The 7,222-nt window shown below is 54.5% G+C and carries 4 protein-coding genes; 3 read left to right on the forward strand and 1 reads right to left on the reverse strand.

All coding sequences use genetic code 11. The features are described from left to right. Nucleotides 1-117: 117 nt before the first annotated feature. Nucleotides 118-1,101: an alpha/beta hydrolase gene (locus ACJROR_RS03065; protein ID WP_406545807.1), complete on the forward strand. Its 984-nt coding sequence runs from the start codon at nucleotides 118-120 to the stop codon at nucleotides 1,099-1,101. A gap of 262 nt (nucleotides 1,102-1,363) precedes the next feature. After that, nucleotides 1,364-2,314, forward strand: a complete 951-nt coding sequence (locus tag ACJROR_RS03070) for a flagellin (RefSeq protein ID WP_406545808.1) — start codon at nucleotides 1,364-1,366, stop codon at nucleotides 2,312-2,314. A 105-nt stretch (nucleotides 2,315-2,419) separates the two neighbouring features. On the opposite strand, the gene ACJROR_RS03075 is transcribed toward ACJROR_RS03070, so the two are convergent. After that, nucleotides 2,420-3,328, reverse strand: a complete 909-nt coding sequence (locus ACJROR_RS03075) for a recombination-associated protein RdgC (RefSeq protein ID WP_406545809.1) — start codon at nucleotides 3,326-3,328, stop codon at nucleotides 2,420-2,422. Nucleotides 3,329-3,797: 469 nt separating this feature from the next. Between ACJROR_RS03075 and gyrA the strand changes: the two genes are divergently transcribed. Continuing rightward, the gene (gyrA, locus tag ACJROR_RS03080; protein WP_406545810.1) at nucleotides 3,798-6,797 is read left to right on the forward strand and encodes a DNA gyrase subunit A; all 3,000 of its coding nucleotides are present in this window, start codon (nucleotides 3,798-3,800) and stop codon (nucleotides 6,795-6,797) included. The last annotated feature ends 425 nt before the right edge of the window (nucleotides 6,798-7,222 follow it).

A 7,222-nucleotide genomic window follows, 5' to 3' on the forward strand; every position in this document is an offset into this window, starting at 1 on the left:
GTATGGCAGCGTGATATGCCAATGCATGACAACACATAACAATACATAACAACACATAACAAAAGAGATCCTCTTATGAAAACAGCAATTAAACCGTTCAGACTGTTAAGGACAGGAATGCTTGCAATTACTGCGGCAATTTTGCTGTCTGTTTCCGCCTGCTCCGCGCTTCCGGAGGCATCCTCTCAGCAAGGGCTTTCCTTGGAAGGGCAGGCCCGGCAGGAATATGTTGCGGCAAGGATAAAGGGCTACTATCATCCGGCAGCCGGAGAGGTTCCGGTGCCTCCCTTTGCCGCTCCCTCCGGCATTACCCACCGGCGGTTTACGGCGAACGGAGCAAAGCTGGAGACCCTTTCCCGGGAAGGAGCATCCGGCGGCCGGGCGGTGCTGCAGCTTCACGGGGGCGGTTATGTTCTGCCTCTCACCGATCTTTACCGGATCTGGGGCCTCATGCAGCTTGAACAGGCTGCCGCCGGAACCGTCTTCATGGCTGACTACCGCACCGCTCCCGCGCATCAGTACCCTGCAGCTCTGGAGGACGCTCTCGCAGCTTACCGTTACATTTTGGAGCAGGGCTTCGCCGCCGGGGACATTGTGGTCATGGGGGATTCCGCCGGCGGCAATCTGGCTCTGGCCCTGGCGGTTAGAATCCGGGAACAGGGCCTCCCGGAGCCGGGAGTCATGGCGCTGTTTTCACCATGGACTTCCATGTCTGCCAGTTATCCCTCCCGGGAAACCAATAAGGAGCGGGATCAGGTGCTGGGAGTTATTGCCAATCCCGGGATGTATAACGAGGTGCTCCGGCCCTCCTATGCAGGATCCCTTCCCTTGGACGATCCCCGGCTGTCCCCGGTAAATGCCGATCTCTCCGGACTCCCTCCTGTTCTTATTCAGACCGGGCAGTACGACATGTTCAGGGATGAAGCTTACGCTCTTTTAAGAAAGATCACCATGGACGGCGGCGATGCCCGGCTTACCGTTTATCCCGGAATGCCCCATGATTTTCAGATCTTCATGCCGGAGCTTCAGGAGAGCCGGGATTCCTTCCGGGAGGTGGCAGATTTTATCGATGCTCACTACCGGGCCGAGACCAAAAGGTAAGGTAATGCGTCATGCCAGGGCCGCAATGTTTGCCGGATGCTGACAGAAACACTGACTGGGGCGTTTTTTGATCGTGCTCAAAAAAATCTCTCTTCCCCGGCATCTTCAGCCTCAAGTGATTAAAGTCCCTCATTTTTTGGCCGCTAAGCGATCAGAGGGACTGTGCTCTCCCTGATTAATATTATAAAAACGGCGGCAGATCTTTTTGCGCCGTATCGGATACGACTAAGCTTAATGAGAGAAAAAATCCGGAGGTGCTGTTATGGCTCTTTATATAACCAATATAGCGTCCATCAATGCTCAGCGCATGCTGGCCAATTCCACCAATGCTCTTGATACCTCCTACAAGAGACTGGCATCAGGACTTCGCATCAACAGCGCCAAGGATGATGCCGCAGGCCTTCAGATTGCCGACCGGCTCACCTCGCAGATCAACGGCTTAAAGCAGGGCAACAGAAATGCCATGGACGGCATTTCCTTCGCGCAGACGGCGGAAGGGGCCATGGATGAAATGGTCACCATGTATCAGAGAATCCGCACCTTGGCGCTTCAGTCCGCTAACGGCACCAACTCCGATGCCGACCGCACCGCCATTCAGCAGGAGGTGTCTTCCCTCTGCGCCGAAATCGACCGCATTTCCAAGGATACCACCTACGGGGGACAGAATATTTTTGAGAGAGCGGCCTCTGACAGAACCATCTCCTTTCAGGTGGGGGCAGATGCTAATCAGACCATTTCCATGAATCTGGCGGCGAAGTTCACCAAAACGGTAGGAACCGGGGAGGATGCTCATGAGGTGGAGGAGACGGCTGCGAAGTGGTCGGTAAAGGAGCTGGCAGCCGCCATGGGAATTACGGACGGTATTGCCAACTGCAGCGCTACTGACTTTTCCGGATCTGACGGCAAGGCCTTTGATGTGAGCACCCAAGGAGGAGCGCAGAAGGTGCTGGAAAACATCGACAAGTTTATTGCCGCCGTGGACAGCAAGCGGGCGGAATTCGGCGCCGTGCAGAACCGGCTGGAATCCACCATCAGAAACCAGAGCAACGTTGCCGAAAACGTGGAGGCCGCCAGAAGCCGGATCCGCGACACCGACTTTGCCGAGGAAACCTCCAACATGATCCAGCAGAACATTATTCAGCAGGCAGCTCAGGCCATGCTGAGCCAGGCCAATCAGAGATCTCAGATGATTCTGAGCCTCCTGGGAGGTTAAGGCTGGTACTGCGATTGCTGCGACACAAAAAAATCCGGACGCTGTCCGGATTTATTTTTGAGGGGAAAGCTAAGGCTTTTCCCTTTTTGTTTCAGGCTTCTGAAATCAGGCCTGAGGCAGGGTAAGACCGCCGAAGGCCGCAATCATGGCCGGGATCATCTTGCAGTATTCCCCGGACATGAGAGCCAGATCCGCATCGATCTGCACGGCGGGATCATCGGAGCCGGTGATGTTTTCCTCCAGCACGGTATCGGAAAGGCGGATTCTCTTGAAGTTGAAGTCGGAGTCGATGATAAAGGAGATCTCCTCGTTCAGGGAAAGCGCCAGACTGGTTACCATCTTGCCGGCATCCAGGTGGGTTTTGATTTCATCGCTGGAGAGATCCTGCTTCTTGGCTCTGATAATGCCGTTTTCAGAACGGAGTTCGGTTTCGTCCCCGATAACGACCCCGTCCGGAGCCTCGTCCCGGGAGAGCCAGTCGGTGAGGCAGACGCTGATGTCATTGTTAACGGTAATGGGCTTGGCCGGGAAGGAGCCCAGTCCCTTGCGCAGCAGAGCCAGCATGTCATCGCAGACCTTGCCGCTGGTGGTGTTGATGGCCACATAGCCGTACTGGGCGTTGATCCAGAGCCAGACCTCCTTGTGAATGGGGAAGGCCTTGGGCAGAAGCTCGGAAATGATATCGGCCTTAAGGTCATCCCGTTCCTTTTTCCGGACGGTGCGGGCCTGGGTGCTTTGGATTTCCTCGATCTTATCAGCCAGCATTTCGCTTACCACGCTGGAGGGGAGCATTTTCTTTTCAAAAAGGCACCGGAAAAAATAGTCATTGCCGATCTTATGCACCAGCACCGGCTCCTGGTTCTTATTGCCCATGACGTCAGTCCAGCCGAAGCGGGCCAGATCCTGTCCCTGACAGGGCTGAAACTTCTGTTTGGAAATAAGCTCGTTGAGTTCGTCGGGGGAATACTTAAAGGGGGCTTCAAGATGATAAACCCTCATGCTTTTAAACCACATCTGGTCAGTACCTCTTTAATCAATGTGAATTTCGCTGGCGGCGCCTGAGTCCCGGCGTCCGCTGGGAAAGGGCGGTTCTCGGGCGTCTCAGAATGAAGGGGAGCGGGATAACCGGTCTCGGTCTCCCGGCGTTCTCAGAAGTGTACCACTTTTTGCGGTTTTCCGAAAACGTTGCAGCCGCCCTCCGGGAGAGCCCCGGAATTTTTCCGCAAAATAAGCCATAGCGGGGCGGCCGGAACCTTTCAGGAGATATTCCCGGGAGAACTCTTTTCATTATTTTCGTTTCCTTTTCCCTCCTATTTCTCCATCCTCTTGCTCCCTCGCAGGTTTTTATCAGATCCTCGCCCCCGAGACGGAGTTCCTTGCTTATGAGCCGCAAGGCGTTCCATGCGGTTTCGGGGCTTAATTTCCCCGGTTGTGCTATAATGGGCGGGTTAAATTTTTTGTTTGTTTTGTGAGAAGCAGTGAAATGAGCGATAACGGGAATAATAATCCTCCTGAGGATGAAAAGACTTCCGAAGAAGGGCAGCAGCCCCGGACGGAGGATTCGCATCTTCAGCCATTGAATATCAGACCGGTAAGAATTACCGAGCAGTTAAAGACCGCATTTATCAATTACGCCATGAGCGTAATTGTGGACAGAGCTCTTCCGGACGTGCGGGACGGCCTCAAGCCGGTGCATCGCCGCTGTCTGTTTTCCATGTACATGAACGGCTATGACAGCACCGGAAAAACAGTAAAGTCAGCTAAGGTGGTGGGCGACGTTATCGGTAAGTACCACCCGCACGGCGATACATCCGCATATGACACTCTGGTGCGCATGGCTCAGAATTTCTCTCTCCGGTATCCTCTGGTAATCGGGCAGGGAAACTTCGGCAACCTTGACGGCGACAAAGCTGCGGCCATGCGTTATACCGAAATCAAGATGGCCCGCATTGCCAATGAAATGGTGGAGGATCTGGGCCCCCGCAATGATTTCAAGGAAACCGTGGATCAGGTGCCTAATTACGACGGCTCCGAAATGATGCCTTCGGTCATGCCGAACCGTTTCCCGAATCTTCTGGTTAACGGATCCTCGGGCATTGCCGTGGGCATGGCCACCAATATTCCCAGCCACAATCTGCGGGAGATTATTGATGCCACCATTGCCCTGATCGATGATCCGAATATCACCATTGACGGTCTCATGAAATTCGTTCCGGGCCCTGACTTCCCCACCGGCGGCATTATCTACGGGGTGTCCGGCGTGCGAGAGGCCTACGAAACCGGACGCGGTTCCATTATCATCAGATCCCGCACTCACATTGAAGGCAAGCCCGGAGAAAAGCAGTGCATCGTCATTGATGAAATTCCCTACAATGTGAACAAGAAGGAGCTGGTAACCCGCATTAACGCCTGCATCCGCGAAAAGACCATTGAAGGACTGACCGAGGTTAACGACTACTCCGGACGGAATCACGATGTGCGGGTGGTTATCGGCATCAGAAAGGGCGAGGCTCCGGAAATCCTGCTGAATCAGCTGTTCAAGCGCACCAATATGCAGATCAGCTACGGCATTAACATGCTGGCCCTCAATGACGGTCATCCCGAGGTCATGAATCTCAAGCAGATTCTGGAAGCCTTTGTTAAGCACCGTCGCGAGGTTATCACCCGCAGAACCGTGCATGATCTCAAGCGTTCCCGCGCTCAGGCCCACATCCTGGAAGGCATGCTGGTGGTTCTTTCCAACATCGATGAGGTGATTCGGATCATCAGGGAATCCGCCAATAAGAACGAGGCCAAGATTGCTCTCATGAACCGCGGCTGGGATTTCTCCCTGCTGACCGAGCTCATCGCCCGCGCCGCCGACGGTTCGGAAATCTGCCGTCCGGAGGATCTGGAGGATCCGGCCTACGGCATTCATGACAATCTCTATCATCTCTCGGATCGGCAGACGGAGAGCATCCTCAACATGCCGCTGCACCGCCTGACCGGCATGGAGTACAACGAGGTTCAGGACGGCTATAAGGATCTGGTTGCCAAGATCCGTTCCTTCCTGGAAATTCTCGAAAACGACTCCGTGCTGGTGGAGGTTATCCGGAAGGAGCTCCGGGAGATCCGCGATACCTACGGCGATGACCGCCGCAGCGAGATCCAGGGCGAACGTCCGGAAATCACCATGGAGGATCTGATTGTGCCGGAAACTGCCGTGATCACCATGTCCCGCACCGGCTACGTCAAGTATCAGCCTCTGGCCGAATACCGCGAGCAGAAGCGCGGCGGCCGCGGCAAGAGGGCTGCCAAGGTCAAGGACGAGGATGTTATTGATAACATTTACATTGTTAATACCCACGATACCATTCTCTGCTTCTCTTCCATCGGCAAGGTCTATCCGCTGAAGGTGTATGAGCTGCCCAGCTCTTCATCCCAGTCCAAGGGGCTGCCTATTGTCAACCTGCTGCCTCTGGAGGAAAACGAGCGCATTATCAGCATTCTTCCGGTGGACAAGTTTGACGAAGACCGCTACCTTATGCTGATCACCAAGAGAGGTCTCATCAAAAAGACCAGCCTGGCCCTCTTCAAGAATCTCCGCAAGACCGGCATTCTGGCCATTAAATTCATGGAAGGCGATACTCTGGCAGGAAGCGCCATTACCGCAGGCAAGGATGTTATCGGCGTATTCGCATCCAACGGCTATGCGGCCGTATTTAACGAATACTACGGCGCCGCAGCCGCCGAGGGCGATGAGGATGCCGAGGATGAAATCCCGGATACGGAAGAAGCCGGCGATGCTGATGATGCCGACGAGGGAGATGATGATGCTTCCGCAGCGCAGGAAAAGGATATTTCCTCCTACTGGAATCCGGCTCCGGACGCCAAGGGCATTCGTCCTTCCGGACGCGCCTCCCGCGGCGTTCGCGCCATCAAGCTGGCTCCGGGGGCCGAAGTGGTTTCCATGGTGGTATTCAAGCAGGATGCCGGCATGGTGCTTACCGTGTCCTCCAGCGGCCTCGGCAAGCTTACCCCGCTCTCCCGGTATCGTCTCTGCAACCGTAACTGCAAGGGCGTAATGTCCATTAAGCTCACGCAGCATAACGGCAAGCAGGCTCAGGTGGTGGGAGTGCTGCAGGCTCAGATGAACGACCAGATCGTGCTCATTACCAGCGATGGCATTCTGATCCGTACCAAGGTAGAGCAGATCCGTGTTTGCGGCCGCTTCTCTCAGGGCGTTAAGCTGATCAACATCGGGGAGAACTCCGAGCTCATTGCCGTGGAGAAGGTGCTGGGCGAGGATCTGGAAAACGATGCTGAAATCAGGGGCCTTAATGCTCCCGAAGGCGAAGCCGGAGCGGCGTCAGGAGAGGTTCCGGAAAACAGCGCCGGAGAAAATCCTGCCGGGGAGACCGCAGGGGAAAATGATGCTGAAGCAGCTCCTTCTGATGCTGCCGAGGCTCAGCCCGAAACCGGAGATCCCGCGGCTCAGGAGTAAAGTGATTTCCTGGTGAACAAGAGAAGGGCAGACTTTGAGTTTCTGCCCTTTTTTATTGCTTCCGGCGTGAGCTCAAAGTGTCTCCGGGACAAGACGCTCAAGGATGATCATGTTTAGGGAGATAGCCCCGGAAAGGGCGGCTCAGGAATAATAAGATATGTTCCGAAAAACCGGCCGGGGAAAAGATATCAGGGAAGAAGACAGGAACTTCAGAACCCCGGCTTTTTCTGAAAAATGAAAAGCGGTTAAGCTGATCCCGGCGCAGTGAATCTTGTCGGTTATGTTAACCTCAAAGCTTGATTAGGTCAAAATTTCAGTTTTAGCAGAAGAGCGTCTCAAATTGCGCAAGAGTCATGTCAAGCTTTTTGGCAGCTGCTTCTTTGGTCATCTTTCCTTCCTTGAAGCGGTTAAGATAGCGATGCAGT

The organism is Succinimonas sp., from assembly GCF_045225735.1.
GTDB lineage: Bacteria > Pseudomonadota > Gammaproteobacteria > Enterobacterales > Succinivibrionaceae > Succinimonas.

What these genes read in the sequence shown, in the direction of transcription:
- ACJROR_RS03065 (WP_406545807.1), top strand. Translation starts at nt 118, where the DNA reads ATGCTTGCAATTACTGCGGCAATTTTGCTGTCTGTTTCCGCCTGCTCC.
- ACJROR_RS03070 (WP_406545808.1), top strand. Translation starts at nt 1,364, where the DNA reads ATGGCTCTTTATATAACCAATATAGCGTCCATCAATGCTCAGCGCATG.
- ACJROR_RS03075 (WP_406545809.1), bottom strand. Translation starts at nt 3,328, where the DNA reads ATGTGGTTTAAAAGCATGAGGGTTTATCATCTTGAAGCCCCCTTTAAG.
- gyrA (WP_406545810.1), top strand. Translation starts at nt 3,798, where the DNA reads ATGAGCGATAACGGGAATAATAATCCTCCTGAGGATGAAAAGACTTCC.